Origin of the sequence: Kocuria rosea subsp. polaris, from assembly GCF_001483755.1 — a bacterium.
Taxonomy (GTDB): Bacteria; Actinomycetota; Actinomycetes; order Actinomycetales; family Micrococcaceae; genus Kocuria; species Kocuria cellulosilytica.
The window spans coordinates 137,759-163,281 of sequence record NZ_LQBK01000006.1 but is presented as its reverse complement, the minus strand read 5'-3'; the positions used below and the strand labels follow the sequence as shown (position 1 = coordinate 163,281).

General features: G+C 74.0%; 23 protein-coding genes and 1 riboswitch. Of the genes, 2 read left to right on the top strand and 21 right to left on the bottom strand.

What is annotated here, in order from left to right:
• Positions 1-49 precede the first annotated feature (49 nt).
• The gene (locus AVL61_RS06305; protein WP_058873501.1) at positions 50-2,314 is read right to left on the bottom strand and encodes a polyribonucleotide nucleotidyltransferase; all 2,265 of its coding nucleotides are present in this window, start codon (positions 2,312-2,314) and stop codon (positions 50-52) included.
• A gap of 264 nt (positions 2,315-2,578) precedes the next feature.
• On the bottom strand, positions 2,579-2,848 hold the full coding sequence (gene rpsO / locus AVL61_RS06300) for a 30S ribosomal protein S15 (protein WP_017832923.1): 270 nt from the start codon (positions 2,846-2,848) through the stop codon (positions 2,579-2,581).
• 267 nt (positions 2,849-3,115) lie between these two features.
• Here rpsO and AVL61_RS06295 point away from each other — a divergent pair, with 267 nt between their 5' ends.
• The gene (locus tag AVL61_RS06295; RefSeq protein WP_231738300.1) at positions 3,116-3,985 is read left to right on the top strand and encodes an aldo/keto reductase; all 870 of its coding nucleotides are present in this window, start codon (positions 3,116-3,118) and stop codon (positions 3,983-3,985) included.
• A gap of 67 nt (positions 3,986-4,052) precedes the next feature.
• Here AVL61_RS06295 and AVL61_RS06290 read toward each other — a convergent pair whose 3' ends face one another.
• The 10 genes from AVL61_RS06290 to AVL61_RS06245 form a co-directional block, all read right to left on the bottom strand.
• Positions 4,053-5,054 (bottom strand): bifunctional riboflavin kinase/FAD synthetase, encoded by a 1,002-nt coding sequence (locus AVL61_RS06290; RefSeq protein ID WP_058873500.1) that lies wholly within the window; start codon positions 5,052-5,054, stop codon positions 4,053-4,055.
• 46 nt (positions 5,055-5,100) lie between these two features.
• The gene (locus AVL61_RS06285; RefSeq protein ID WP_058873499.1) at positions 5,101-5,754 is read right to left on the bottom strand and encodes a GNAT family N-acetyltransferase; all 654 of its coding nucleotides are present in this window, start codon (positions 5,752-5,754) and stop codon (positions 5,101-5,103) included.
• Positions 5,755-5,877: 123 nt separating this feature from the next.
• Positions 5,878-6,360, bottom strand: a complete 483-nt coding sequence (locus AVL61_RS06280) for a hypothetical protein (protein WP_197412651.1) — start codon at positions 6,358-6,360, stop codon at positions 5,878-5,880.
• Positions 6,361-6,397: 37 nt separating this feature from the next.
• Positions 6,398-6,769, bottom strand: a complete 372-nt coding sequence (locus AVL61_RS06275) for a hypothetical protein (RefSeq protein WP_058873498.1) — start codon at positions 6,767-6,769, stop codon at positions 6,398-6,400.
• Positions 6,769-7,809 carry a tRNA pseudouridine(55) synthase TruB gene (gene truB / locus AVL61_RS06270; protein WP_058873497.1) on the bottom strand — a complete coding sequence of 347 codons (1,041 nt, stop codon included), beginning with the start codon at positions 7,807-7,809 and terminating at the stop codon, positions 6,769-6,771. Before truB ends, AVL61_RS06275 begins: the two co-directional genes overlap by 1 nt.
• Positions 7,810-7,830: 21 nt before the next feature.
• Positions 7,831-8,280 (bottom strand): 30S ribosome-binding factor RbfA, encoded by a 450-nt coding sequence (rbfA, locus tag AVL61_RS06265; RefSeq protein WP_058873496.1) that lies wholly within the window; start codon positions 8,278-8,280, stop codon positions 7,831-7,833.
• A gap of 129 nt (positions 8,281-8,409) precedes the next feature.
• The gene (infB, locus tag AVL61_RS06260) at positions 8,410-11,262 is read right to left on the bottom strand and encodes a translation initiation factor IF-2 (protein ID WP_058873495.1); all 2,853 of its coding nucleotides are present in this window, start codon (positions 11,260-11,262) and stop codon (positions 8,410-8,412) included.
• A 272-nt stretch (positions 11,263-11,534) separates the two neighbouring features.
• Positions 11,535-11,816, bottom strand: coding sequence for a YlxR family protein (locus tag AVL61_RS06255; protein WP_058873494.1), 282 nt, complete (start codon positions 11,814-11,816; stop codon positions 11,535-11,537).
• 209 nt (positions 11,817-12,025) lie between these two features.
• The gene (gene nusA / locus AVL61_RS06250; protein WP_058873493.1) at positions 12,026-13,006 is read right to left on the bottom strand and encodes a transcription termination factor NusA; all 981 of its coding nucleotides are present in this window, start codon (positions 13,004-13,006) and stop codon (positions 12,026-12,028) included.
• Positions 13,007-13,196: 190 nt separating this feature from the next.
• Positions 13,197-13,715 (bottom strand): ribosome maturation factor RimP, encoded by a 519-nt coding sequence (locus AVL61_RS06245; RefSeq protein ID WP_058873492.1) that lies wholly within the window; start codon positions 13,713-13,715, stop codon positions 13,197-13,199.
• Between the two features lie 96 nt (positions 13,716-13,811).
• Here AVL61_RS06245 and AVL61_RS06240 point away from each other — a divergent pair, with 96 nt between their 5' ends.
• Positions 13,812-14,762 carry a hypothetical protein gene (locus AVL61_RS06240; protein ID WP_058873491.1) on the top strand — a complete coding sequence of 317 codons (951 nt, stop codon included), beginning with the start codon at positions 13,812-13,814 and terminating at the stop codon, positions 14,760-14,762.
• 22 nt (positions 14,763-14,784) lie between these two features.
• Here AVL61_RS06240 and AVL61_RS06235 read toward each other — a convergent pair whose 3' ends face one another.
• The 9 genes from AVL61_RS06235 to dxr all read right to left on the bottom strand — a co-directional run bounded on the left by AVL61_RS06235 (position 14,785) and on the right by dxr (position 25,491).
• Complete coding sequence (locus tag AVL61_RS06235) at positions 14,785-15,552, bottom strand: TSUP family transporter (protein ID WP_058873558.1); 768 nt, start codon at positions 15,550-15,552, stop codon at positions 14,785-14,787.
• A gap of 49 nt (positions 15,553-15,601) precedes the next feature.
• The gene (locus AVL61_RS06230) at positions 15,602-17,401 is read right to left on the bottom strand and encodes a proline--tRNA ligase (RefSeq protein ID WP_058873490.1); all 1,800 of its coding nucleotides are present in this window, start codon (positions 17,399-17,401) and stop codon (positions 15,602-15,604) included.
• A gap of 147 nt (positions 17,402-17,548) precedes the next feature.
• Positions 17,549-18,370, bottom strand: coding sequence for a GNAT family N-acetyltransferase (locus tag AVL61_RS06225; protein ID WP_058873489.1), 822 nt, complete (start codon positions 18,368-18,370; stop codon positions 17,549-17,551).
• Between the two features lie 51 nt (positions 18,371-18,421).
• The gene (gene ispG / locus AVL61_RS06220; protein ID WP_058873488.1) at positions 18,422-19,588 is read right to left on the bottom strand and encodes a flavodoxin-dependent (E)-4-hydroxy-3-methylbut-2-enyl-diphosphate synthase; all 1,167 of its coding nucleotides are present in this window, start codon (positions 19,586-19,588) and stop codon (positions 18,422-18,424) included.
• A gap of 211 nt (positions 19,589-19,799) precedes the next feature.
• Positions 19,800-21,131 (bottom strand): M50 family metallopeptidase, encoded by a 1,332-nt coding sequence (locus tag AVL61_RS06215; RefSeq protein ID WP_058873487.1) that lies wholly within the window; start codon positions 21,129-21,131, stop codon positions 19,800-19,802.
• A gap of 198 nt (positions 21,132-21,329) precedes the next feature.
• Complete coding sequence (locus tag AVL61_RS06210) at positions 21,330-21,929, bottom strand: methionine ABC transporter permease (protein WP_082697010.1); 600 nt, start codon at positions 21,927-21,929, stop codon at positions 21,330-21,332.
• A gap of 56 nt (positions 21,930-21,985) precedes the next feature.
• Positions 21,986-23,065, bottom strand: coding sequence for a methionine ABC transporter ATP-binding protein (locus AVL61_RS06205; protein WP_058873485.1), 1,080 nt, complete (start codon positions 23,063-23,065; stop codon positions 21,986-21,988).
• Entirely contained in the window at positions 23,062-23,955 is an 894-nt protein-coding gene (locus AVL61_RS06200; protein ID WP_058873484.1) for a MetQ/NlpA family ABC transporter substrate-binding protein, read from the bottom strand. The genes AVL61_RS06205 and AVL61_RS06200 overlap by 4 nt, the downstream gene beginning before the upstream one ends.
• A 100-nt stretch (positions 23,956-24,055) precedes the next feature.
• A riboswitch (SAM riboswitch) is annotated at positions 24,056-24,172 on the bottom strand.
• Between the two features lie 44 nt (positions 24,173-24,216).
• Positions 24,217-25,491 carry a 1-deoxy-D-xylulose-5-phosphate reductoisomerase gene (gene dxr, locus AVL61_RS06195; protein ID WP_231738298.1) on the bottom strand — a complete coding sequence of 425 codons (1,275 nt, stop codon included), beginning with the start codon at positions 25,489-25,491 and terminating at the stop codon, positions 24,217-24,219.
• Positions 25,492-25,523: the final 32 nt, after the last annotated feature.

Here is a 25,523-nt window from a genome sequence, read left to right as displayed (position 1 = left end):
TGTGCTGCCTTCTCTGCTCGTGCGGTGCTGTGCGCGGGACGGGCCCGGCTCAGGCCTCGGTGTCGTCGTCGTCCTCCGGGAAGACGTTCGGCTCCTCGGCGACCACGGGGGCCAGCGAGAGCTTGCCGCGGTCGTCGACCTTGGTGATCTCGACCTGGACCTTCTGGCCGACGCCCAGGACGTCCTCGACGTCGGTGACGCGCTTGCCCTCGTTGAGCTTGCGCAGCTCCGAGATGTGCAGCAGGCCGTCCTTGCCGGGGGTGAGGGACACGAAGGCGCCGAAGGTCGTGGTCTTGACCACGGTGCCGAGGTAGCGCTCGCCGACCTCGGGGACCTGCGGGTTGGCGATCGCGTTGATCGCGGCCCGCGCCGCCTCGGCCGAGGGGCCGTCGGTGGCGCCGATGTAGACGGTGCCGTCGTCCTCGATCGAGATGTCGGTGCCGGTGTCCTCCTGGATCTGGTTGATCATCTTGCCCTTGGGGCCGATGACCTCGCCGATCTTGGAGACGGGGACGGTCACGGAGATCACGCGCGGGGCGAACTCGCTCATCTCGTCGGGCTGGTCGATGGCCGCGTTCAGGACGCCGAGGATGTGCAGCCGGGCCTCGCGGGCCTGGGTCAGCGCGGCGTCGAGCACCGAGGAGGGGATCCCGTCGAGCTTGGTGTCGAGCTGGATCGCGGTCACGAACTCGGAGGTGCCGGCGACCTTGAAGTCCATGTCGCCCAGCGCGTCCTCGGCGCCCAGGATGTCGGTCAGCGCGGCGTAGCGGGTCTCCCCGTCCACCTCGTCCGAGACCAGGCCCATGGCGATGCCGGCCACCGGCGCGCGCAGGGGCACGCCGGCGTTGAGCAGCGACAGGGTCGAGGCGCAGACCGAGCCCATCGACGTGGAGCCGTTGGAGCCCAGCGCCTCGGAGACCTGGCGGATCGCGTAGGGGAACTCCTCGCGGGAGGGCAGCACCGGGGTGATGGCCCGCTCGGCCAGCGCGCCGTGGCCGATCTCGCGGCGCTTCGGGGAGCCCACGCGGCCGGTCTCGCCGGTGGAGTACGGCGGGAAGTTGTAGTGGTGCACGTAGCGCTTGTGCTTGACCGGGGACAGCGAGTCGATCTGCTGCTCCATCTTGAGCATGTTCAGCGTGGTCACGCCCATGATCTGGGTCTCGCCGCGCTCGAAGATCGCGGAGCCGTGCACGCGGGGCAGGACCTCGACCTCGGCGGTGAGCTGGCGGATGTCCGTCAGGCCGCGGCCGTCGATGCGGACCTGCTCGGTGAGGATGCGCTGGCGCACGGTCTGCTTGGTGAGGGCCTGGTAGGCGCCGTTGACCTCGTCCTGACGGTCGGCGAAGGGCCGGCCCTCACCGGTGAGCTCGGCCAGGGTGGACTGGTGCAGCTCGTCGGTCGCGGCCTCGCGCTCCTGCTTGTCGGCGATCGAGTAGACCTCGGCGAGCCGGGACCCGACGGAGGCCGCGACGGCCTCCCGGACGTCGTCGCCGAAGCCGCCGAAGCGGGGCAGCTCCATCTCCGGCTTGCCGGCGCGGGCCCGCAGGTCGGACTGGGCGTCGCACAGCGCCTTGATGGCCGGCTTGGCGGCCTCGAGGCCCTGGGCCACGAGCTCCTCGGTGGGGGCCACGGCGCCGTTGTTCTTGATGAGGTTCCAGGAGTTGTCGGTGGCCTCGGCCTCGACCATCATGATCGCGACGTCCTCGGAGCCGTCCTTGCCGGTGACGACGCGGCCGGCCACGGCCATGTCGAACACGGCGTTCTGGAGCTGCGAGTGCTTGGGGAAGGCGACCCACTGGTGCTGGCCGTTCTCCCCGGCCATGAGGGCGACGCGGACGCCGCCGACGGGGCCCTGGAAGGGCATGCCCGACAGGGTCGTGGCCATCGACGCGGCGTTGATCGCGACGGTGTTGTAGATCTCGTCCGGGTTCATGGACAGGATCGTGACGACGACCTGCACCTCGTTGCGGATGCCCTTGCCGAAGGCGGGGCGCAGCGGGCGGTCGATGAGCCGGCAGGTGAGGATCGCGTCCGTGGAGGGACGGCCCTCGCGGCGGAAGAACGAGCCCGGGATGCGCCCGGCGGCGTACATCCGCTCCTCGACGTCGACCGTCAGGGGGAAGAAGTCGAAGCCCTGGCGGGGGGACTTGCCCACCGTGGTGGCCGCGAGCATGGTGGTGTCCTCGTCGATGGAGACGAGGGTGGAGCCGGCGGCCTGCTTGGCGAGGCGGCCGGTCTCGAAGCGCACGACGCGCTTTCCGTAGGAGCCGTTGTCGATGACGGCTTCGGCGTACTGGATTTCGGGACCCTCCAAGGGTCACCTCCGTTTCGTGTCGGCGGGACCGTCCGCGCGTCACCCGGTCTTCGATCGAGATCCACGGAAGGGCCGGGGCCGCGAGGGCCGTCCGGTGTCCGGAGATCACTACCGAGGACCGCGAATGATCGGCGCGGTGGCCCCGTCTGGTGTTCGATGGTGCTGTCTGTGGTGGTGCACCACGCCCGTCCGGCTGCCGTGCCGGGCGGGCCCGGTGCTCCGGCGGCGTCCTCCCGTTGCCGGGCGGACGCCGCCGGGTGCCGACTAGCGGCGCAGGCCGAGCCGCTCGATGAGCGTGCGGTAGCGCGTGATGTCGGTGTCGCGCAGGTAGGTCAGCATGCGGCGGCGGCGACCGACCAGGGCCATCAGGCCGCGGCGGGTGTGGTGGTCGTGCTTGTGCTGCTTCAGGTGCTCCGTCAGATCGGCGATCCGGCGGGTCAGGACCGCGATCTGCACCTCGGGCGAACCGGTGTCGCCCTCGTGGGTCGCGAAGTCCTTGATGATCTCCTGCTTGATGGCGGCGTCGAGTGCCACGTGTAACTCCGTTCGAGTCAGTACCGTGCGGCCCGGACGACGGGCTCGTCGCCGGGTCCCGGGGCTCCCCGGGGGTCCGACAACCACGGACTGCAGTCGGACCGCCGTCCAGTCTAGCGGACGCGGGCGCGCCGCCCCACCCTCGCCCCGCGCGGCGCGCTGGGCTGGGCGCGCCCCGCCCGGTGGGCCAAGATGGGAGGGACACGACGGCGGGGTCCCGGCGCACGGGCGCCGGGACGAGCAGCACGAGACGAGCAGGAGCAGCGCGTGAGCAAGGACGAGAAGGACGGGCGGGGGACGGCGGTCGCCGACCGCACGCACACGATGCGGGACGGCCGGCGGATCCCCGCGATCGGTCTGGGCACCTATCCGATGGACGACGCCGCGGCCGAGGCCGACGTCGCCGAGGCCCTGATGCGGGGGTACCGGATGGTGGACACCGCGGTGAACTACGGCAACGAGACGGGCGTGGGCCGCGCGGTCGCGGCCGCCGGCGTGCCGCGCGGCGAGCTGTTCCTCACCACCAAGCTGCCCGGCCGGGACCACGGCACGGACTTGGTGCGGCGCTCGCTCGAGGGCTCCCTGCGGCGGCTGGGCACCGACCACGTGGACCTCTACCTCATCCACTGGCCGAACCCCTCGGTCGGCCGGTACGTGGAGACGTGGCGGACGATGCTGGAGCTGCGCCAGGAGGGCCTGGTCCGCTCGGTGGGAGTGTCCAACTTCACGCCCGCCCACATCCGGCGCCTGATCGAGGAGACCGGCGAGACGCCGGCGGTCAACCAGGTGGAGCTGCACCCGCAGTACCAGCAGGAGCGGCTGCGGGAGTTCCACGAGGAGCACCGCATCGTCACCCAGGCCTGGTCCCCGCTGGGCCGCAAGACCGACCTGCTCCAGCACGAGTGGATCGCCCGGATCGCCCGGCAGACCGGGCGGACCCCGGCCCAGGTCGTCCTGCGCTGGCACCTGCAGTCGCACACCGTCCCGATCCCCAAGAGCTCCGACCCCCGGCGCATGGCCGAGAACCTCGACGTCCTCGACTGGGAGCTGGACGAGGACCAGATGCGCCGGATGCGGATGCTGCACACCGGCATCAGCGGCTCCGGCTTCGACCCGAACACGCACGAGGAGATGTAGCCGGCGCGGGCACGGCCGAGGGGGGCGCCGCCGGGCGGTGCGGGGCGGCGGCGCGGGCCGCCGGGGCTCAGGCCTCGGCGGCCAGGATGCCCCGGGTGCGCTCGACGTCGTCGTCCATCTGCGCCACGAGCTTGTCCACGCCCTCGTAGGCGACCATCCCGCGCAGCCGGGCGACGAACTCCACGACCACCTCCTGGCCGTAGAGGTCGAAGTCCTCGACCCGCTCCTCGGGGCGGTCGATGACGTGCGCCTCGACCTGCCGGGGCACGTTCTCGAAGGTCGGGTTGGACCCCACGGAGATCGCGGTGGGCCAGCGGGTGCCGGAGGCGTCGACCAGCCACCCGGCGTACACCCCGTCGGCGGGCACGAAGCCGGCCGCCTCCGGGGAGAGGTTGGCCGTGGGATAGCCCAGCTCCCGCCCGCGGGCGGCCCCGTGCACCACCTCCCCGCGCATCCGGTGGTGGCGCCCGAGCAGCCGGGCGGCCGCGCGCACGTCCCCCGCCTGCAGGCAGGCCCGGATCCACGTGGAGGAGCAGCGCCGCTCCCCCGCGGTCGTCACGGCCGGGGCGTGCTCCGGGTGCTCCTCGTGCAGCGCGTCGAGCAGGTCGTCGACCACCCGGACCTCGAAGCCGTGGCGCTCCCCCAGCTCCCGGAGCGTGTCGATGTTGCCCGTGTTGTCCTTGCCCAGGCGCGTGTCCTCCCCCACCACGAGGCAGCGGGCGCCGAGCGGCCCCACCAGGGTGCTCAGCACGAACTGCTCCGTGGACTGGTCCGCGAACTGCAGGGTGTACTCCAGCACGAGGGCGGCGTCCGCGCCGGTCCGCTCGAGGGCGTCCAGCTTGTCCTCGGTGCCCATGATCAGTCCCGGGTGGCTGCCGGGACGGTGCACCTGTGCGGGGTGCGGGTCGAACGTCACGACCACCGAGGCCCAGCCCCGCTCGCGGGCCGCGTCGACGAGCTCGGACAGCACCCGCTGGTGACCCCGGTGGACGCCGTCGAAATTGCCGATGGTGACCACCGACGGGCCGAAGCCCGGGGGGACGTCAGAGAGATCTCGCCAGCGGAACACGGTTCTCCTCGCAGGAACGACAACAGGCAGGTACGGGTGGGGCTCGTCAGCGCGGGCCGGGTCGGTGCGGGCCGCCGGGCTCCTCCGCCGGCGCCGCGGACGGGGACGGCGGGCCGTCCCACTGGGTCTGCGGGGTGCGGGGGTCCTCCGCGCCGAGGGTCAGGATCCAGGCGTCCACCGAGGCGCCGCGCTGCTCCATGAACCCGTCGATCCGCACCGGGGAGCGGAAGCCGAGCCTCCACGCGAGCTTGCGGCTGGCCCAGTTGGGGACCTTGGCCATCCAGTAAGCATAGGTGAGGCCCAGGGACCCGAACGCGTGCTCGAGCAGCAGCCGGCAGGCGGCCTCCGCCGCGCCGGAGCCGCGGGCGTGCGGGCCGAAGTTGAGCCCGATGTCGGCCGTGGTCCCGCGCAGGGCGTTGAGCCCCACCGTCCCGTGCAGGCGGTCGGTCCGGGCGTCCGCCACGGCCCAGTTGTACTCGCGGCCGGCGCGCCAGGCCGCGGGGACGAACTCCTCGACGTACCAGCGGGCGTCCGCCTCCGTGTAGCCGAGCGGCACGGTGGTGAACTCCGCCGCCGCGGGGTCCGCGCAGTTGCGGGCCAGCTGCGGGACGTCGCGCTCCTCGAGCCGGCGCAGCACCACGGTGCCGTCGGTGAGGACGGGGACGTCGTAGTCCTCGGCGCCGTCGGGGCGTACGGGCATCGGCGGGAATCCTTTCGAACGGCGTGCGGCGCGGGGCGCTGCGGCCCGCGACCGAGCCTACCCGGTGCGTGCCGGGGCGCCGCGCCGGGCAGGACCGGCGTGCGGTCAGGGCGGGGCGGGCGGTCAGGCCGGGGCGCCCCCGCCGCGGGGCCGGGACCGGCGGAGCCAGGCGAGGCCGACCACCGGCAGCACCAGCGGCACGTAGCCGTAGTCCTGCCCGAAGCGGGACCACACGCTGGCCTCGGGGAACAGGGCCGGGGCGAGCACGGAGAGCAGCCCCACGCCGAGCACCCCGAGCAGCTCCACGCCCACGGCCGCCGTGGCCAGTCGGTGCCACCGGGGGCCGGGCCGGGCGAGGGCCACGGTGGCCACCACGTAGACGGCCGCGGCGAACGCGGAGAGCAGGTACGGCAGCGGCGCGGTCCCGAAGCCGGTCAGGATCTGGTACAGCGAGCGGACACCGGCCGAGAGGGAGAAGACCGCGTAGACCACGACCACCAGGCGCCCGAAGCCCGAGGACTTGCGGTCGCCGCGCGCCGTGCCGGCGCGCGGCCCGAAGCGCTGCTGCAGCCGGGTGGGCCCGCTCTCCGGGGCGTCGTGCGTCATCGGGGTGCCTCCTGCGGGGTCGGGGCGGTGCGCGGGCTCACTGGTAGTACCAGATGAAGTTCATGCGGTAGACCATGATCGCCACCACGGGGCCCGCGGCCGCGAGCACCCAGTTGGACCAGCTCGAGCGCTCCACGAGCGACCACACGAAGGTGCCCGCCGGGACGAGCAGCGCGGTCAGGAGGTAGCCCCAGTGCTCGAGGGCCGAACCGGTGGGCCCCGGACCCAGCACGTGCATGACCACCGTGCCCACCGCGTGGACGAGCAGGAACGCCTCGAGCAGCAGCACGGAGCCCTGGGTCCAGTCGTCGGGCCGCCGTCCGCGCACGGCCTGCACGGCGCACACCAGGAAGGAGAGGCCGCCCAGCAGCACCGCGGCCCAGAACCAGCCGTCGTAGCCCCACAGCATCAGCGCTCCCCCGGCGGGGTCCCCGGCGGCCCGGGAAACCGCTCCCCGGGCAGGAAGACGAGCACGGGCTTGGCGGTGCGCTCCCCGCGGTGGCCGCGGTCCGAGAGCAGGGCCACGAGCCGCCCGTCAGGGGCGAAGCCGCCCGTGACGGCCTCGTTGTCGAGCGGACCCGCACCGGGGTCCGCAGTGCTGGCGCCGATCCGGCGGCCGTGGGCGACGTCCTCGGCCTCGGCCGCCGTCAGCCGGCGGACGGGGAACAGTCCCGCCGCGGCGTCCTCGAGGCTCGTCACGGGCAGCCGGCGGCCGGCGGCCACCTCCGCGGCGAGCTCCTCGAGGGTCGAGGCGTCCTCGAGGCCCCACGCGCCCACCCGGGTCCGGCGCAGGGCGGTCAGGTGGCCGCCGACCCCGAGGTCGGCGCCGAGGTCCCGGGCCAGGGCCCGGACGTAGGTGCCGGAGCTGCAGGTCACGGTGACGTCGACGTCGAGGACGTCGCGCCCGGCGTCGTCGCGGGTCCGCACCAGCCGGTGCACGGCGAACTCGGACACGGTGACGGGGCGGGCGGCGAGCTCGACGTCCTGCCCGGCCCGGACCTGCGCGTAGGCGCGCCGGCCCTCGACCTTGATGGCGCTGACCTTCGCGGGGACCTGCTGGAGGTCACCGGTGAGCCGGGCGACGCCGGCGGCCACCGCGTCCTCGTCCACGGCGGCGACGGCTCCGGGGCCGGCGACGTCGAGGACCTCGCCCTCGGCGTCGTCGGTGACGGTGGTCAGGCCGAGCCGGATCGTCGCGGCGTACGTCTTGTCCCGCCCGACGACCCAGGTCAGGAGGCGGGTGGCACGGTCCACGCCGAGGACCAGGACGCCGGTGGCCATGGGGTCCAGGGTCCCGGCGTGGCCGACCTTGCGGGTGCCCGCGAGGCGCCGGGCGCGGGCGACGACGTCGTGGCTGGTCCAGCCGGCGGGCTTGTCCACGACCACGAGCCCGGACGGCGTCGGCAGGGACGGGTCCGGGCTCGGGACGTCAGGCTTCGTGCGGGTCACTTCCCCGGTGCCTCCGCCCGCTCAGCGGTCCCGGGAGGACTCGTCGTCCTCCTCGGCCGGCTTCCGGTAGGGGTCCTCCCCCGCGGCCCAGCTGGCGCCGGCCGCCTGGGCCGCGACCTGGGCGTCCTTCTCCTTGGCCGCGCGCAGCACCTCCTCGAGGTGCGAGGCGTTGACCGGGATCTCGTCGGGGACGAAGGTCAGCGTGGGCGTCAGGCGGGCCGTGATGTTGCGGCCGACCTCGCTGCGCAGGACGCCCTTGGCGGACTCCAGGGCGGCGCGGGTGCTCTCCTGCTCCTCCGCGGTGCCGAACACCGTGTAGTACAGGGTGGCGTGCTGGAGGTCGTTGGTGACGCGGGCGTCCGTGATGGTCACGAAGCCCAGCCGGGGGTCCTTGACCCGGCGCTCGAGCGCCTGGGCCACGACGACCTTGATCCGGTCGGCGAGTCGGGCGGCGCGTGCTGCGTCAGCCATGGTGGATGCTCCTCGGGTCGGGACGGTGCACGAAGCGGTGCTGGAAGGGTCGCGGCGGCACGGGCGGGCGCTGGGCCCGCCCGTGCCGCCGCGGGCGTCCCGCGCGCGGGGCGCGGGACGCGGGACGGGTCAGGCGCGCGGCTTCTCGCGCATCTCCCACGTCTCGATGAGGTCGCCCTCGTGGATGTCGTTGAAGGAGCCGAGCCCGATACCGCACTCGTAGCCCTCGCGGACCTCGGTCGCGTCGTCCTTGAACCGGCGCAGCGAGTCGATCGTGAGGTTGTCCGCCACGACGCTGCCGTCCCGGACGAGCCGGGCCTTGGCGTTGCGCCGGATGGTGCCCTTGGTGATGTAGGCACCGGCGATGTTGCCCCACTTGGAGGACCGGTAGACCTCGCGGATCTCGGCGGTGCCGAGCTCCACCTCCTCGTACTCCGGCTTGAGCATGCCCTTGAGCGCGCTCTCGACGTCGTCGATGGCGTTGTAGATCACCGAGTAGAACTTCATCTCGACGCCCTCGCGGTCGGCCAGCTCCGTCACGCGCTCGGCGGGACGGACGTTGAAGCCGATGATGATCGCGTTGTCCACGGTCGCCAGGTTGACGTCGTTCTGCGTGATCGCGCCGACACCGCGGTGGATGACGCGCAGCTGGACCTCCTCGCCCACGTCGATCTTGAGCAGCGAGTCCTCGAGCGCCTCCACGGCACCGGACACGTCGCCCTTGATGATGAGGTTGAGCGTGTCGATCTTGCCGGCGGCCACGGCCTCGTCGAAGGACTCGAGCGTGATCCGCTTGCGGCGCTTGGCGAGCAGGGCGTTGCGGTCCGCCGCCTGGCGCTTCTCGGCGATCTGGCGCGCGGTGCGCTCCTCCGGGGTGGAGAGGAACGTGTCGCCGGCCCGGGGCACGGAGTCCAGGCCCAGCACCTGCACGGGGCGCGAGGGACCGGCCTCGTCGACGGCCTGGCCGTTCTCGTCGAACATGGCGCGCACGCGGCCGTACGCGGCGCCGGCGACGATCGCGTCGCCGACGCGCAGCGTGCCGGACTGCACGAGCACGGTCGAGACCGCACCGCGGCCCTTGTCCAGGTTCGCCTCGATGGCCACGCCGCGGGCATCCTTGTTCGGGTTCGCCTGCAGCTCGAGGGCGCCGTCCGCGGTCAGCACGATCGCGTCCAGCAGCTCGTCGATGTTGAGGTCCTGGCGCGCGGAGACGTCGACGAACATGGTGTCGCCGCCGTACTCCTCGGGGACCAGGCCGTACTCGGTGAGCTGGCCGCGGATCTTGTCCGGGTTCGCCTCGGGCTTGTCGATCTTGTTGACCGCCACCACGATCGGCACACCGGCGGCCTGGGCGTGGTTGAGCGCCTCGACCGTCTGCGGCATGACGCCGTCGTCCGCGGCGACCACGAGCACGGCGATGTCCGTCACCTGCGCACCACGGGCACGCATGGCGGTGAACGCCTCGTGGCCCGGGGTGTCGATGAACGTGATCTGCCGCTCCTGGCCGTCCAGCTCGGTGCTGATCTGGTAGGCGCCGATGTGCTGGGTGATGCCGCCGGCCTCGCCCTCGGTCACCTTCGTGTTCCGGATGGCGTCGAGCAGGCGGGTCTTGCCGTGGTCGACGTGGCCCATGACGGTGACGACCGGCGGGCGCGCCTCCAGGACGTCGTCGCCCTCGGCCGCGGCCTCGGCCTCCAGGTCGATGTCGAAGGACTCGAAGAGCTCCCGCTCCTCGTCCTCCGGCGAGACCACCTGGATCCTGTACCCGAGCTCGGCACCCAGCAGCTGGAAGGTCTCCTCGTCGAGGGACTGCGTCTGCGTGGCCATCTCGCCGAGGTGGATGAGCACCGTGACGAGGGAGGCCGGGTTCGCGTTGATCTTCTCGGCGAAGTCCGTCAGGGACGCGCCGCGGCGCAGCCGCACGACCGTGGTGCCGTCGCCGTGGGGCACGGAGACGCCGCCGACGGACGGGGCCTTCATCTGCTCGAGCTCCTGGCGCTTCGCCCGCTTCGACTTGCGCTGCTTGCCGCGGGCGCCGCCGCGCCCGAAGGCGCCCTGGGTGCCGCCGCGGCCGCCGCGGCCGGGGCCGCCGCCGGGACGGGAGAACCCGCCCCCGCCGCCGGGACCGCCGCGGCGCGGACCGGCGCCGCCGCCGGCCGGCCGCGAGCCGATCGGGGCCACGCCGGTGGTGTGGCCGGGCATCATGTTCGGGCTGGGGCGCGCCCCACCGGGACGGGGACCGCCCTGGGGACGGGGTCCGCCCTGGCCCTGCGGACGGGGACCGCCCTGACCCTGGCCCTGCGGACGAGGTCCGCCCTGGCCCTGGGGACGGGGACCGCCCTGGCGCTCGGGACGGCCCGAGCGCATGCCCTGCTGGGCGGCGAACGGGTTGTTGCCCGGGCGGGGGCCCGCCGGGCGGGGTGCGCCGGGGCGCGGCGCGGCCGAGCCCGGACGGGGCGCGGTGCCGCCGGGGCGCGGCGCGGCGGAGCCCGGACGGGGCGCCCCGCTGCGGCCCATGCCCTGCTGGCTGGCGAACGGGTTGTTGCCCGGGCGCGGGCCCGGGGCGGGTGCCTTGGCGCCCGGGGACGCCGGGCGCTGCGGGGCCTGCTCCGCAGGCTTCTGCTCGGGCGCCTGCTCGGCCGGCTTCTGCTCGGCGGGCTTCTGCTCGGCGGCCTTCTCGGGCGCCTTCTCCGCCGGCTTCCCGGCGGGCTTGGCGGCAGCCGGGCCCGGGGCGGGCGCGGCGCTGCCGGGCTTGGACGACGTGCTGGGCTTCGGCGCGGGCCTGCCGGCCGGCGCAGCGGCGGCCGTGGCGGACTTCTCCGCCCTGCCGGCGAGGGCCGAGCGCAGCTTCTTGGCGACGGGCGGCTCGACGGTCGAGGACGCGCCTCGGACGAACTCACCCAGGGTCTGAAGCGTGGAAATCGCTTCCTTGGACGTTATTCCGAGCTCTTTCGCGAGCTCGTGAACGCGGGGCTTGGCCACTTCTCTCCTGTCTCGGTCCGCACCGAAACAGGCACGAACCACTTATTTTCCGTTGAGGCTCCCGGAGCGTCGGCCGTCGAGGACGGCGCGGGGTCGCGGGAGGCCGTTGGCAGAGCACAACGAAGCACTCATCGCTGGGCACTCATCGGTTTTCCATCGGTTCTCTGACTCGCTTTCCAGTTCTGCACCCGCGTGCGGACGTGGTCACCGGTCCGGTCGGACCGCGCGGGCTGCCGTCCGGGGACGGCTGTGGTCGGCACTCGTGCGCCCGGTCACGGGGCTGCCCTCGTGGACAGCAGGGCGTCCAGTCCGGGGGCGACCGCCTCCGTGTCCACGACCGCCCGGAACGCGCGCCGGAAGGCGCGCCGGCGCAGGGCCGTGTCCAGGCACTCGTGGGAGGGGTGGAGCCAGGCTCCGCGACCGCCGAGGCGCCCCGTCCGGTCGACCACGGCCCGGAGGCCGCCGTCGGTCGGTTCGGTCACCACACGTACGAGCTGGTCAGGGTGTTCGGTGGTCCGGCATCCGATGCACGTGCGACGGGAGTCTGCACTCACTCGCTCCGCACTCCTCGTCTCGCGCCGGGACGTCGGGGACGTCCCGTGCGGGCCGGGAGCCGGCGCCGGACAGGGACCACCAACGGTCTGACCGCTGTCCAGTCTATCCCGGGGACCGCCCTGGGCCGAAACCGGGCGCGCGCGGGATCCCGGGACGGGCCCCGGTGCGGGGCGCCGGGGCCCGCGCCGGGCCCGCGCCGGGGCCGGTCTCAGCCGCGCTCGGCGGCCTTCGACTCGGGGACGATGTCGATCTTCCAGCCGGTGAGCTTCGCGGCCAGGCGGGCGTTCTGCCCCTCCTTGCCGATGGCCAGGGACAGCTGGGTGTCGGGGACGACGGCGCGGGACGAGCGGGCCCGCTCGTCGAGCACGCTCACCCGGGACACCTTGGCCGGGGACAGCGCGTTGGCGATGCACCGGGCGGGGTCGTCCGACCAGTCGACGATGTCGATCTTCTCGTCGTGCAGCTCGTTCATCACGGCGCGCACGCGGGAGCCCATCTCCCCGATGCAGGCGCCCTTGGCGTTGATCCCGGCCTGGGTGGCGCGCACGGCGATCTTCGTGCGGTGCCCGGCCTCGCGGGCCACGGCCATGATCTCCACGGTGCCGTCGGCGATCTCCGGCACCTCCATCTCGAACAGGCGGCGCACCAGGTCCGGGTGGGAGCGGGACAGCGTGATCGAGGGGCCCTTCATGCCGCGCTTGACTTCGACGACGAACGCGCGGATGCGGGCGCCGTGGGGGTACTTCTCGCCGGGGGCCTGCTCGTGCGGGGGCAGCACGCCCTCCACGGTGCCCAGGTCCACCTGGACCATGTGCGGGTTGTGCCCCTGCTGGATCTGCCCGGAGACGATCTCGCCCTCGCGGCCCTTGAAGTGGCCCAGCACGGCGTCGTCCTCGACGTCGCGCAGCCGCTGGAGGATGACCTGGCGCGCCGTGGAGGCGGCGATCCGCCCGAAGCCGGCCGGGGTGTCGTCGAACTCCCCGACCGCCTCGCCGTCCTCGTCCAGCTCGGGGGCCCAGATGGTCACGTGGCCGGTCCTGCGCTCGATCTCCGCGCGCGCGCCCGGGAGCGCGCCGGCGGTCTTGTGGTACGCCAGCAGGAGGGCCTGCTCGATGGTGGGGATGAGCAGGTCCACGGGGATGTCGCGCTCACGCTCCAGCAGTCGGAGGGTGCTCATATCGATGTCCATGTCCGGCCTTCCTCACCTCTCGACCCCGGGGGCGGAGCGGCACGCCGTCGGGGATGACGGGGCGCCGTCACGGGTCGTGCTCGCACGATCGTCGTCGCACCCGGTGGTCGTCGCACTGCGGACCGCGGCGCCGGTGGGCGCCGCGGCGTCAACGGCACATCTTACACTCGTGCCGGGTCCGGGCGGGCCGTCAGTCCGTGAACTCGACCTCCACCTTGGCGCGGCGCACGGCGTCGAAGGCCCAGCGCTCCGGGTCCAGCAGCCGGGGCGGCATGCCCTTCTTCACCTGGTGGCTGCGCTGCAGGACCACGCCGTCCGGCTCCACCTCGAGCAGACGGGCCGTGAACTTCTCGCCCTCCACCGGGATGACGCGCACCAGCCGGCCGATCGAGCGCCGCCAGTGCCGCGGCGCCGTGAGCTCCCGGGTGGCCCCCGGGGAGGAGACCTCCAGCTCGTAGGCGGAGCCCGGCACGGGGTCCGTGCGGTCGAGGAGCTCGGACACGGCGCGGGAGACCGTGGCGATCCGGTCGATGTCCACGCTGGCCGTGCTGTCCTCCGGGAGGTCCACGAGCACCTGCAGCACGAGGCCGGTGCCGGTCGGCTTCAGCGCGACGCCCTCCAGGACCAGCCCCGACTCCTCCACGGCGGGGCCGATCAGCTCGGCCAGCCGCCGGTCGTCGTCGGGTCCGGGGGTGCTGTGCTCGCTCACGGGGTCTCCTCGTGCTGTCGGGACGGCGGGGTCGGTCCTGGAGATCCTATGATGAACCCGCCCCCTCTCCCGTGCCCGTCCCCCAGGAGCCGTCCGGTGACCGATCCGCGCACGACCGCTTCCCGGGTGCTCCCGCTGCTGCTGGGCGTCCTGCTCGTGACCGGCGGCGCCGGGGCGTGGTGGCTGGAGTCCGCCCGCCCGGTGCCCCCGGACGAGGTCGCGCGCGCCGACGCGTGGCTGCGCACCCGGGCCGTGCTCGCGGTCCCCTCCCCCGGGCCGGTGCCCGCCGGCCGGCGGGAGGGCGTGCGCGCGGACCTGGCCCGGCAGCTCGAGGCCCTCGGCCCCGCGCCCGACGACCGCACGGGCGCCGCCGCCCGGGCGCGGCGCCCGTCCCCCGCGGACGTCGTGGCCGCGGACGGCACGGCGTCCACCGCGCTGCGCACGACGGCGACGGCCCTGGCCCGGGACGCCCTGACGGCCGAGGACCCCGCCCTGGCGCGGGTGCTCGGCGCCGCGGCGGTCTCGCGCGCCACGGCGGCCCGGCAGCTGGACGGCCCCGGGCCCCCGGCCCCGGACGGCGGCGCGCTGTGCGACGCGGCCGCGGCACCCGCGCCCGGCGCCCCGAGCGCACCGGGCGCCGTCCTGTGGTCGGCGCTGGACCGGGCCGGCTACGCCTTCGAGGCGCTGGCCGCCCGCACCGGCGCCTCCGCCGGCGGCTCCGTCCCCGACGGGCTCCCGGCCCGGGGCCGGGAGGACGTCGAGGACCTGCTCGAGCTCCCCGCCGCCCGGCAGGTGCTCGCGGCCGACCCGGGGCTGCCCGCGGGCGCCTACGTGCTCCCCGGCGACCTGCGGGCGCACCCCGGCCGCGTCGCGGAGACCGCGGTCCGGGACGTGCAGGAGGCCGCCGCGCACGTGCTCGCCCGGGGGGACGCCGGCACGCGGTGCTGGGCGCTCGTGGCGCTCGAGCGCGCCACCGGGCTGCAGGCCGAGCTCACCGGGGACGTGGAGGCCCTGCCCGGGGTGCTGCGCGACCCCGGCCCGCCGTGAGCGCGCGGACCGTCGGGGCCGCTCAGGCCCCGCGCAGGACGTCGACGCCCAGCTTGAGGATCAGCAGCGAGACCACGGTCAGGAACACGACCCGGATGAAGCGGCTGCCGCGGGCCACGGCGGTGCGCGCCCCGAGGTAGCCGCCGAGCATGTTGGACAGCCCCAGGACGAGGCCCAGGCCCCACAGCACGGAGCCGTGGCCGAAGAAGAAGACGAGGGCGCCCACGTTGGTGGCGAGGTTGACGATCTTGGCCTTGGCGCTCGCGGCCAGGAAGCTGTAGCCCAGCAGCGTGATCATGGCGATGACCAGGAACGATCCGGTGCCCGGGCCCATCACGCCGTCGTAGAAGCCGATCACGGTGCCGATGACCATCGCGGTGCCGTAGTGCCGCGCCCCGCTGTGGCGCAGCTCGGTGAGCTGCCCGACGGTCGGCCGCGCCACGGTGAAGAGGAGCACGGCCACGAGCGCGGCGAGGATGATGGGCCGGAACACCTCCTCCGGCAGGGACGCGGCGAGCGCCGCCCCGCCGAAGCTGCCGACCAGGGCGACGCCGGCCATGGGCAGGGCCGTGCGCAGGTCGGGGGACGTGCGGCGGTAGAACGTCACCGCGCTCGTCGCCGTGCCGAACACGGAGCCCATCTTGTTGGTGGCCAGGGCCTGGACCGGGCTGATCCCCGGGACCATCAGGACCACGGGCAGCTGCAGCAGCCCTCCGCCGCCGACGACGGCGTCCACGAAGCCCGCGGCGAGTCCGGCGGCCACCAGCAGGGCGACGACGCCGGGGTCCATCTGCTCCAGGCCCGAGGGCCCGAGCCAGGCGCCGAGCCCGTGCACGGGCTCAGCCGCGCACGGCTGCGGCGACCACCGCGGCGACGCCGTCGCGGGCCACGTCCTCGCTGGACCCGCTCGCGCGGTCCTTGAGCTCGAGGACGCCGTCCTTGAGGCCCCGGCCGACCACGAGCACGGTGGGCACGCCGAGCAGCTCGGCGTCGCCGAACTTCACGCCCGGGGAGACCTTGGGCCGGTCGTCGAAGAGCACCTCGAGTCCCTCCGCCTCGAGCTCGGCCACGACCTTCTCGGCCTCCTCGAGCACCTCGGGGCCCTTGCCGGTGGCGACCACGTGGACGTCCGCCGGGGCGACCTGGCGGGGCCAGATCAGGCCCTTGTCGTCGTGGTAGGCCTCGGCCAGGGCCGCCACCGCCCGGGTGACGCCGATCCCGTAGGAGCCCATCGTCACGGTGACGAGCTTGCCGTTGCGGTCCAGGACCTTCAGCCCCAGCGCCTCCGCGTACTTGCGGCCGAGCTGGAAGATGTGGCCCATCTCGATGCCGCGCGCCGCCTCGAGCGGGCCGGAGCCGTCCGGCGCGGGGTCGCCCGCCCGGACCTCGGCGCACTCCAGGACGCCGTCCCAGGCGAAGTCGCGCCCGGCCGTGAGGTCGTAGACGTGCTGGCCGGCCACGTTCGCCCCGGTGACCCAGCGGGTGCCGCGGACCACGCGCGGGTCCACGAAGAAGGGGATGCCGGTCGCGGACTTCTCGCCGAGCACGGCCTGGTCGAGGGACAGGCCCGGACCGATGTAGCCCTTGACCAGCAGCGGGCAGGCGCGCAGGTCGTCGTCGCCGGCCTGCTCCACCAGCAGCTCCCCGGAGACGTCCAGGGCGGCGCCGATGCCGGCCTCGATGCGCTTGAGGTCCACCGCGCGGTCCCCGGGCAGCCCGACCGCCACGAGACGGCGCTCGCCGTCGGGCAGGATGACGGCCAGCACGACGTTCTTGAGCGTGTCGGCGGCGGTCCAGGCGCCCTCGGCGCGCGGGTGCAGCTCGTTCGAGCGCTCCACGAGCGTGTCGATCGTGGGGCTGTTCGGGGTCTCGAGCACCCGGGCCTCGGGGGCCTCGGCGGGGTCGCGCTCCTCGGGCACCACGGTGGTCACCGCCTCGACGTTGGCGGCGTAGCCGCCGGGCGAGCGCACGAACGTGTCCTCGCCGATGACCGTGGGGTGCAGGAACTCCTCGGAGCGGGACCCGCCCATCGCCCCGGACTGGGCCGAGACGGCGACCACGGGCAGGCCGAGGCGCTCGAAGATCCGGACGTAGGCCTCGCGGTGCCGGGTGTAGGACTCGTCGAGCCCGGCGTCGTCGACGTCGAAGGAGTAGGAGTCCTTCATCACGAACTCGCGCCCGCGCAGCAGGCCGGCGCGGGGGCGGGCCTCGTCCCGGTACTTCGCCTGGATCTGGTAGAGGGTGACGGGGAGGTCCTTGTACGAGGAGTACAGGTCCTTCACGAGCAGCGTGAACATCTCCTCGTGCGTGGGCGCGAGGAGGTAGTCGGCCTCCTTGCGGTCCTTGAGGCGGAAGAGGTTCTCGCCGTACTCCGTCCACCGGTTGGTGACCTCGTAGGGCTCCCGCGGCAGCAGCGCCGGGAAGTGCACCTCCTGGGCCCCGATCGCGCCCATCTCCTCGCGCACCACCTGCTCGACCTTCCCGAGCACCCGCAGGCCCATCGGCAGCCAGGTGTAGATGCCGGGCGCGGCACGGCGGATGTACCCGGCGCGCACGAGCAGCTTGTGGCTGTCCACCTCGGCGTCGACGGGGTCTTCGCGGAGGGTCCGCAGGAACAGGGAGGAGAGGCGCAGCGCCACGTGGGCTCCGTTTCTCCCGGGGAGCGCGGCGAGGTGCGTCCGGGCCCGGGCGTCATGAGGGTGGGCGGCGCCGACGGCGCCGCGGATTCCGGTCAAATCTACACCCCCGGCCCGGCGCGCCGCGCCGGGATCGGCCGGCCCGGCGGCTCAGAGCAGCACGGTGGCGAAGGTCCCGACGCGCTCGAAGCCGACCCGCCGGTAGGTGGCGAGGGCCCGGACGTTGTAGTCGTTGACGTAGAGGCTGACCACGGGGGTGCGCAGGCGGGCCAGGCGCACGGCGGCGGCCATGCAGGGCGCCGCCAGCCCCCGGCCGCGGTGCGCCGGGTCGACCCACACGCCCTGCACCTGCGCCACCCCGCGCACCACCGAGCCGAGGTCGGCCTTGAACACCACGCGGCCGCCGTCGTCGGTGAGCACGAGGCAGCGCCCCGCCCCGACGAGCGCGGAGACCCGGTCCCGGTATCCGCGGTCACCGCCCGTGTACGGGGAGTAGCCGACCTCCTCCTCGAACATGGCGGCGCTCGCCGGGAGCACGGCGGGGAGGTCCTCGGGGCCGGCGACGCGGACACCGGGGTGCGGGACGGGCAGCGGGTCCCGGTCGATCGCCAGCAGGGGCTGGACGGGGCGCACGTCGAAGGGCCGGGGCCAGGAGCGCTCCACCCGGGCCCACAGACCGAGCACGAGCTCGGCGGGCCCGAACAGCGAGGCGTGCCGGGACCCGCCGCGCCGCAGGTGCCCGCCCACGAGGTCCAGCCCCTGGGCGTCGAGGGCCACGGGCACCACATTCGTGCCCACCCAGCAGGCACCGGTCAGCTCCCCGTCCGGCCCGGCGGTGCCCACCACGGGCGGGATCCGCGAGCCCTCGGCGCCGCGGCAGGACTCCACGTGGGCGGCCACGAACGCGTGCGCGACGGGGTCCGCACCGAGCAGCCGGTCCAGCTGGGCCGGATCGACCTCCCCCGCCGGCACCAGCCGCGGCGCCGTCCTCCGCTGCGTCCTCAACCGCCCGTCACCGGCCCGTCAGCCGACGCTCACGACGGGGCTGCCCGCGGTGCTCTCCCCGTTCTCGTCCGTGTCCATCTCGGCGGCGATGCGGTTGGCCTCCTCGATCAGGGTCTCCACGATCCGGTCCTCGGGGACGGTCTTCACGACCTCGCCCTTGACGAAGATCTGGCCCTTGCCGTTGCCGGAGGCCACGCCGAGGTCGGCCTCGCGGGCCTCGCCCGGGCCGTTGACGACACAGCCCATCACGGCGACCCGCAGCGGGACGGTGAGCCCCTCGAGGCCGGCCGTCACCTCGTCGGCGAGGGTGTAGACGTCCACCTGCGCGCGGCCGCACGAGGGGCAGGAGACGATCTCGAGCTTGCGCGGGCGCAGGCCCAGGGACTGCAGGATCTGGTTGCCGACCTTGACCTCCTCGACCGGCGGCGCCGAGAGCGAGACCCGGATCGTGTCGCCGATGCCCTGGGAGAGCAGGGCGCCGAAGGCGGTGGCGGACTTGACGGTGCCCTGGAAGGCGGGGCCGGCCTCGGTCACGCCGAGGTGCAGGGGCCAGTCCCCGCGCTCGGCGAGCAGCTGGTAGGCCCGGACCATGGTGACGGGGTCGTTGTGCTTCACGGAGATCTTGAAGTCGTGGAAGTCGTGCTCCTCGAACAGGGACGCCTCCCACACCGCGGACTCCACGAGCGCCTCCGGGGTGGCCTTGCCGTACTTGTCCATGATCCGCTGGTCGAGCGAGCCCGCGTTCACGCCGATCCGGATGGACACCCCGGCGGCCTTGGCCTCGCGGGCGATCTGACCGACCTGGTCGTCGAACTTGCGGATGTTGCCGGGGTTCACGCGCACGGCCGCGCAGCCGGCCTCGATGGCGGCGTAGACGTACTTCGGCTGGAAGTGGATGTCGGCGATCACCGGGATCGGGGACTTCATGGCGATGATCGGCAGGGCGTCGGCGTCGTCCTGGGACGGGCAGGCCACTCGGACGATGTCGCAGCCGGTGGCGTTGAGCTCGGCGATCTGCTGCAGGGTGGCGTTGATGTCCGTGGTGGGGGTGGTCGTCATGGACTGCACGCTCACCGGCGAGTCGGAGCCGACGCCCACGGACCCGACCCGGATCTGCCGGGTCTTCCGGCGCGGGGACAGGACGGGCTGGGGCGCGGCGGGCATGCCGAGGCTGACCGGGGTCAAGGAGTTCCTCCGAGGTTTCGGGAGCAGGTTGCGGGAGCAGGGTTCGAGGGCAGGTTCTGGGGTCGTGGCGCCGGGGACCGGTCGCCGGGCCCGTCGCCGGTTCCCATTGTGCCCCATGCTCCGGGGCGGTCCCCGGCGCGCGGGGCGGAATTCCTCCCTGGCCGAACGCCGGGCGGCCGGGTCCCGGGGCTCCCGGGTCCCGGGGCGGGGCTCAGAAGAGCCGGACGGGCTTGACGATGTCCGCGTAGACCAGCAGCACGGACATCCCGATCATCAGCACGGCCACCGCGTAGGTCACGGGCAGCAGCCGGGCCGGGTCGAACGGGCCGGGGTCGCGCCGGCCGAGGAGCCGGGCGCCGCCACGCCGCAGCCCCTCCCACAGGGCCCCGGCGACGTGCCCGCCGTCCAGCGGCAGCAGCGGGAGCAGGTTGAACACGAACAGCGCCAGGTTCACGGAGCCGACGAGCCCCACGAGGGTGGCGGCCTTGTCCCGCAGCGTGATCTCCTCGTGCGCGGCGATCTCCCCGGAGATCCGCCCGATCCCCACCACGGAGATCGGCCCGTCCGGGTCCCGCGGCGCGTCGGAGAACGCGGCCTCCGCGACCTCGTAGATCCGCTGCGGCAGGTGCAGGACGACGCCGGCGATCTGCTGCAGGCCGTCGAGCACCGCCGGGGGCACCGCGCTCAGCGGCTGCCGGACGGGCTCGGTGGTCGGGCTGATCCCGATGAAGCCGACCTGCTCGTAGCGGGGGGCGCCGTCCTCGCCGGTCACCGCGGCGCCGGAGTCGTCCAGCACGGGACGCGACGACAGGATCGGGGTGAGCTCGGTGGACACGGTCCGTCCGTCCCGCTCGACCAGCACCGGGATCCGCTCCCCGGCCCGGTCCCGGATGCGGCCGGTGAGCTCGTCCCAGGAGGCGACCGGGGCGCCGTCGACGGCCGTGACGACGTCCCCGGGGCGCAGCCCGGCGGCGTTCGCGGGGGCCTGGGGGTCCTCCGGGCGGCACTCGGTCTGCCCGGCGGCCTGGCGCTCGGCGGCCACCACGCACTCGGAGACCCACGCGACCGTGGTGGTGGGCGTGGCGGTCCCGAAGCCGGAGAGCAGCACGGCGAGGCACAGGGCCCCGAGCAGCAGGTTCATCACCGGGCCGCCGAGCATGATCACGATCCGCTTCCCCACGGGCAGGCGGTAGAACGCGCGCTCCTCGTCCCCGGGAGCGAGCCCGCCCGCGGCGCCGCGGGCCTCGGCCGCCAGCTGCTGGAACACGCCGGTGCTCGAGGCCCGGGCCGTGGCGCCCGCGCGCGCCGGCGGGTACATGCCCACCATGGAGATGTAGCCGCCCAGCGGGACCGCCTTGAGCCCGTACTCCGTCTCGCCCCGGCGGCGGGAGAACACGGTGCGCCCGAAGCCGACCATGTACTGCGTGACGCGCACGCCGAAGAGCTTGGCCGGCACCAGGTGGCCGATCTCGTGGAGGGCGATGGAGACCGCGATGGCGACCGCGGCCAGCAGCACGCCCACGAGGAACAGCACGACGCCCATCCGTCGGACCTCCCGGGATCGTCGAGGGTCCCCGGCGGACGCCGGGGACGGCGGGGCCGTGCGCGCGGCACGGCGAGGACCAGTCTGCACCACCATCCTGGACGGCGGGTGGCAGGCGCACCGGTCCACGACGACGGCCGGTGCGCCTCCCGGGAGGAGACGCACCGGCCGTCGCGGGGTGCCCGGGCGGGGGCCGCCTCAGCGGCGCAGGATCCGGCGGGCCAGCCGGTTGCCCACCACCTGCACGAGCTGGACCAGGACCACGATGACGGCGACCGCCGCCCACGTGACCTCGTCGTTGAACCGCTGGTAGCCGAGCCGCAGGGCGAAGTCGCCCAGGCCGCCGGCGCCGATGGCCCCGGCCATCGCGGACATGTCCGTGATGCCGATGACCAGGAAGGTGTAGCCGAGCACCAGGGGCCCCAGCGCCTCGGGCAGGATCACCGTGGTGATGATCCTGCCGCGGGAGACGCCCATCGAGCGGGCCGCCTCGACGACACCGGGGTCCACGCTCATGAGGTTCTGCTCGACGATCCGCGCCACGGCGAACATCGCGCCGATGGTCATCGCGAAGATCGCCGCGTTGGGCCCGAGCCGGGTGCCGACGACGTCCTGGGTCACCGGTCCGAGCGCGGCCAGCAGGATGATGAACGGGATCGGCCGGACGAAGTTCACCACGAGGTTGAGGCCCTCGTGGACCGCGCGGTTCTCCAGGATGTTGCCGCGGCGGGTGACGTAGAGGCCCACGCCCACGAGCAGCCCGAGCAGGCCGGCGAGCAGCAGCGTGACGGCCACCATGTACAGGGTCTCCCCGAGCGCGGCCAGCAGCTCGGGTCCCAGGACGGACCAGTCGTTCACGCGGCCACCTCTCTCAGGGTCGTGATGCGGGACATCTCGTCGACCACGGCCTGCACGGCCGTGTCCTCGCCCGTCAGCTCGAAGGTCAGGGACCCGAAGGACTGCTCCTGGAGCACGCTGATCCCGCCGTAGGCGATGGTGAAGCGGACCCCGCGGGCGGCGCCGTCGGAGAGCACGCCGCCGATGTCCACGCCGTCGCCGACGTCGACGATCACCAGGCGCCCGCGGTGGGCGCGGCGCAGCCGCTCCACCTCGCGGGCGTCGGGCTCCGAGTGCAGGACGGAGGAGACGAAGCGGTGGGCGGTCTCGGTGCGGGGCCGGGCGAAGATGTCCACGGTCGAGCCGTGCTCCACGACCTTCCCGTCCTGCATCACGGCCACGCGGTCGGCGATCGCCCGGACCACGTCCATCTCGTGGGTGATGATCACGATGGTGATGCCCAGCTCCCGGTTGACCCGCTGCAGCACCTGCAGCACCTCCTGCGTGGTCTCCGGGTCGAGGGCGCTCGTCGACTCGTCGGCCAGGAGCAGCTTCGGGCTGGTCGCCAGGGCGCGGGCGATGCCCACGCGCTGCTTCTGCCCGCCGGAGAGCTGCTCCGGGTAGTTGCCGGCGCGCGCGGACAGGCCCACGAACTCGAGCAGCTCGGCCACCCGCGCCCGGCGCTTCTCCTTCGGCCAGCCGGCCCGCTTGAGCGGGTACTCGACGTTGCCGGCCACGGTCCGGGAGGTGAAGAGGTTGAACTGCTGGAAGATCATGCCGATCTCCTGCCGCACCGGCGCCAGCTCGGTCTCGCGCCGGCCGGCCACCTCGAAGCCCTCCACGGTCAGGGAGCCGGAGGTGATGGGCTCGAGCCCGTTGATCAGGCGCACGAGGGTGGACTTGCCCGCCCCGGAGTAGCCGATCACACCGAAGATCTCGCCGCGGCGGACGTCGAGGCTCACGTCGTCGACCGCCACCACCTCGCGCGCCGCCCGCCCCGAGCCGGTGCGGAAGGTCTTGGAGACGTTGCTGAAGCGCACGAGCACCTCGTCCGGGCGCCCGGGTGCGGACGGCCCGGTGGGGACCGCCGCGCTCACTGCTCCTGGTCCTTGAGCTCCTGCTGGTAGCGCTCCGTCAGCTCCTGCAGCTCCTGCTGCTCCAGCTGCAGCGGCACGGCGGTGTCCTTGGTCTCCGTCATCTCGGCGTCGAGCACGGGCTGCTCGTGGTAGAGGTCGGCCACCTGCCGGAGGGTCTCGTCGTCGGCGAGCTCCTCGGTCGTGGTGAACAGGTTGACGTAGGCGCGGGAGCCCTCGGCGTCGGGGTCGTCCTGGGCGAGCGCGGACTTCGGGTCGATGTCCGCCCGGGAGAGGAAGTCGTTGTTGATGACCGAGCCGGCCACCGAGTCGAGCGAGAGCACCGTCTGCTCCGCGGAGACCGGGGTGACCGTCACCGTCGAGGCCTCGGTGTCGACGTCGAGCTCGGTGGGGATCAGGGTGTCGGAGGTCAGCTCCACCAGCCCGGCGGCCTCGAGCACGAGCAGCGCGCGGGAGAGGTTCACGGCGTCGTTGGGCACCGCGATCTCGTCGCCCTCCTGGAACTGCTCCACGGAGTCGTACTGGTTGGAGTACAGGCCCAGCGGGTAGATCGAGGTCGAGCCGACGGGGGTGATCGAGCCCCCCGCGGAGTTGTTGTAGTCGGCGAGGAACGGGATGTGCTGGAACCAGGTCATCTCCACGTCGCCGGACTCGTTGGCGGGGTTCGGCTGGTTGTAGTCGGAGAAGTCGACGTACTCGACGGTGATGCCCTGCTCCTCGGCCAGCTGCTTGAGGGCGTCGTGGGTCGGGTCCGTGCCCACGACACCGATGGTGACCTTGTCGTCGGCGAGGACGCCCTCGCCGGAGGACTCCCCCGCGGAGCCGCCGCAGGCGGTGAGGGTGAGGCCGAGGGTGGTGGCCAGGGCGAGGAAGGGGAGGCGCTGCGATCGCATGTGGTGCCTTTCCGTGGGTCCGTAGGTGTCGGAGGTGTCCACCAGGGCCGGGATCCGGCGGCGTCGGCTGATCGGCGCGCGAAAGGGCGCGGGAGGCGTCGAGCCGTACTTGCCGCCGGCCGTCGTCGGCCGTGGCCGGATGGTTCACCTGGGGCACCCCACTACGGGAGAGGGTTGCCGCCCAGCCAGCCAGGGCTTCGTGCTGGGACTCGTCATCCGACCGACAGACTAGCACGGGGACGCCGTGGCCCGGGGGCCCGGTCAGCGGGCGAGGACCTCGCGGGCCCGGCGGCGGGCCCAGTGCTCAGCCGCCAGGACGGCCTCGAGCTCGAGCGGGCCGTCGTCGTCGTGCCCGTCCAGCACCGCCTCGACCGTGTCCACGATGGCCGGGAACCGGATGCGGCCGTCGTGGAAGGCGTGCACCGCCTCCTCGTTGGCCGCGTTGAACACCGCGGGGAAGGTCCCGCCCCGCTCCCCCGCCGCCTTGATCAGCTCGACGGCCGGGAACGCCACGGGGTCCAGGGGCTCGAAGGTCCACTCGGCGGCGCGCGTCCAGTCGCACGCCGGGGCGGCCCCGGGCACCCGGTGGGGCCAGGCCAGGCCGAGGGCGATGGGCAGGCGCATGTCCGGGGGCGAGGCCTGGGCGAGGGTGGAGCCGTCCACGAACTGGACCATGGAGTGGACCACCGACTGGGGGTGGACCACCACGTCGATCCGCTCGAGGGGGACGTCGAAGAGCAGGTGGGCCTCGAGCACCTCGAGGGCCTTGTTCACCATGGACGCGGAGTTGGTCGTCACCATCAGGCCCATGTCCCACGTGGGGTGGCGCAGCGCGTCCTGCGGCGTGACCGCCTCGAGCTCCGCCCGGGACCGGCCGCGGAACGGCCCGCCCGAGGCCGTCAGCACGAGCCGGTCCACCTCCCCGGCGGAGCCGCCGCGCAGCGCCTGCGCGAGCGCCGAGTGCTCGGAGTCCACGGGGATCAGCGCGTCGGGGTTCCCGGTGGCCGCCGCGGCGGCCTTGACGAGGGCGCCGCCGGCGATCAGCGACTCCTTGTTCGCCAGCGCGAGCTTGTGCCCGGCCCGCAGCGCCGCCAGCGTGGGCGCGAGCCCGATGGAGCCGGTGATGCCGTTGAGGACCAGGTCCGCGCCGGGGTGGGCGGCGGCCGCGGACGCCGCGGCGGGCCCGTGCTCTATCTCGGGGCGGTAGTCCCCCGCCCCGGCGGCCGCGGCCCGCTCCGCGATCAGCCGGGCCAGCCGGGCGGCGTCCTGGCCGGTGCCGCTCGTGGCCACGAGCGCGGCGCGGGTCTCGACGGCCTGCTCGGCCAGCAGCTCGAGGTGGTTCCGCCCGGCGGCGAGGGCGACCACGGTGAACGGGGCCCGGCCCTCCAGCTCGCGGGCCGCCCGCACGACGTCGAGGGCCTGGGTGCCGATCGAGCCGGTCGAGCCGAGGACGCTGATCCTGCGGGGACCGGCGGCGACCAGGGCGGCCAGCTCGGGCGTCTGCCGGGTGCGGGGCGAGGAGGCGGGGGGCGTCATGGCCCCAGTATCCCCCGGATCGCCCCGCGGGC

What these genes read in the sequence shown, in the direction of transcription:
- AVL61_RS06285 (WP_058873499.1), bottom strand. Translation starts at nt 5,754, where the DNA reads ATGCCCGTACGCCCCGACGGCGCCGAGGACTACGACGTCCCCGTCCTC.
- AVL61_RS06280 (WP_197412651.1), bottom strand. Translation starts at nt 6,360, where the DNA reads ATGACGCACGACGCCCCGGAGAGCGGGCCCACCCGGCTGCAGCAGCGC.
- AVL61_RS06275 (WP_058873498.1), bottom strand. Translation starts at nt 6,769, where the DNA reads ATGCTGTGGGGCTACGACGGCTGGTTCTGGGCCGCGGTGCTGCTGGGC.
- rbfA (WP_058873496.1), bottom strand. Translation starts at nt 8,280, where the DNA reads ATGGCTGACGCAGCACGCGCCGCCCGACTCGCCGACCGGATCAAGGTC.
- nusA (WP_058873493.1), bottom strand. Translation starts at nt 13,006, where the DNA reads ATGGACATCGATATGAGCACCCTCCGACTGCTGGAGCGTGAGCGCGAC.
- AVL61_RS06235 (WP_058873558.1), bottom strand. Translation starts at nt 15,552, where the DNA reads ATGGACCCCGGCGTCGTCGCCCTGCTGGTGGCCGCCGGACTCGCCGCG.
- AVL61_RS06215 (WP_058873487.1), bottom strand. Translation starts at nt 21,131, where the DNA reads ATGGGCGTCGTGCTGTTCCTCGTGGGCGTGCTGCTGGCCGCGGTCGCC.
- AVL61_RS06210 (WP_082697010.1), bottom strand. Translation starts at nt 21,929, where the DNA reads ATGGTGGCCGTCACGCTGCTGCTCGCCGGCCTGCTCGGGCTGCTCGTG.
- AVL61_RS06200 (WP_058873484.1), bottom strand. Translation starts at nt 23,955, where the DNA reads ATGCGATCGCAGCGCCTCCCCTTCCTCGCCCTGGCCACCACCCTCGGC.
- dxr (WP_231738298.1), bottom strand. Translation starts at nt 25,491, where the DNA reads ATGACGCCCCCCGCCTCCTCGCCCCGCACCCGGCAGACGCCCGAGCTG.